At 61.8% G+C, this 1,305-nt stretch carries 2 protein-coding genes and 1 pseudogene; all 3 read right to left on the minus strand.

Annotated elements, in window-relative coordinates; translation table 11 throughout:
* A partial coding sequence (locus DBR20_RS22330) for a hypothetical protein (protein WP_219927797.1) occupies positions 1-195 on the minus strand: 195 nt, incomplete at its 3' end.
* A 361-nt stretch (positions 196-556) separates the two neighbouring features.
* A pseudogene (locus DBR20_RS07025) lies at positions 557-885 on the minus strand (hypothetical protein); the annotation flags it as partial.
* Positions 886-933: 48 nt separating this feature from the next.
* Positions 934-1,305, minus strand: a 372-nt coding sequence (locus tag DBR20_RS07030) for a cytochrome c oxidase assembly factor Coa1 family protein (RefSeq protein ID WP_108265677.1), incomplete at its 5' end; no start/stop codon positions are given.

Raw genomic sequence — 1,305 nt, forward strand, 5'->3', positions numbered from 1 at the left:
GATCTCACCGTAGCTCGCGTGATGCTGCGTCTCGCGCCTTCTCCACAGACCGGCATAAGGACCTTCTGTCCTTTGAAGCTCCGCTTCCGCCTCATAGAGCGTGTCGAAGCAGGTTTGGTAGCAGTACCGTGTGGCTTTCTCCTGCGCGAGCGCGTCTCCACACAGGGTGAGCGCAAGTGCGAGAATCAGGCCCACAGCCCATCGGGCAAGTGCGGAACCGCTGCGCGCTCGCCGAGGCCGCATCAGAGTGGCAAAGCAGAATGCGGCGGTTCGACATCCTTGATTCTTCATAACCATCCTCTTCTGAGATCAAAACCTGGAGCGCCGACGCGGTACGTTCACATCGCCAGACTCCCATTGATGGGGAGCGGATCATTACCTCGAATTGTCGTCAAGGCTCATTGCGACGTGACAAGCAGTGGGAAAACTATCGCTTCGCTATCGCCCGACATGCATGGGCAAATGCGACAGCGACCCGAAACAAGCATCAGCGACTGCCGAGCAGAATTGCGTTCGGCAGCGCCCGACTTTTCCTGCAGCCACCAATAGGGTGGCTCTACTGTAGATCCACGTCATACATGGATGGGGTCAGAGCCATTTTTCTGCGAAAAAGGGATCCGACCCCGGCATCATCACGGCCCGCTTTGCACGGCTTCACCGGGAGCCACGCTGCGAACAGCGCCGGCAGAAGCGCCGTCAGTGCAGTCTGCACGATCGGGTAACAACGTCGACCGTGGCGTTGGTGATCGAATGCCAGCGATCATGCCCGGCATCGATGTCGTGCCGAATCTGCTTGATCAGGATCACCGAGTTGCGCATGATCTTGCCGGCCAACGCGATCGTACCCAGCAGCGCCAACGATGCACGGAGCAGCGGTACGAACAGGGCGGTACCGGTGATACGGCATCTCGCTTGTTCGCGTCGCCTCCGCAGCTACAACGCCATACCTCCACCGCAACCACCGCCATCACGACAGGCCTGCAGTTCGCATTCGCCGGCCGCCTCGGCATCATCCAGCGCGCTCAGGTCGAAGGTCTGCTTGTCTTCGGCCAGCACGTACATCACCGGGTAATCCCACACGTCGTCGCTGCGGGTGCCCTTCACGAACAGGCGGCCGTGCGCATGCGGCCCTTCCAGCGCCACGGTCAAGCCGACATCGCGCTCGCCGTTGATGGCGGTCTGCATGCTGCCCAGCGGCAGCGTGCCGGCCTGCAGCGGTTCGCCGAATACCTGCACCAGTTCGACGCTGCAGCCGGCGCGGCGCATGGCCTCGCGCATCGGCGCACTGTCGTGCGCGGCCTCGGT

The sequence above is a fragment of the Stenotrophomonas sp. HMWF023 genome (assembly GCF_003060985.1).
Taxonomy (GTDB): domain Bacteria; phylum Pseudomonadota; class Gammaproteobacteria; order Xanthomonadales; family Xanthomonadaceae; genus Stenotrophomonas; species Stenotrophomonas lactitubi.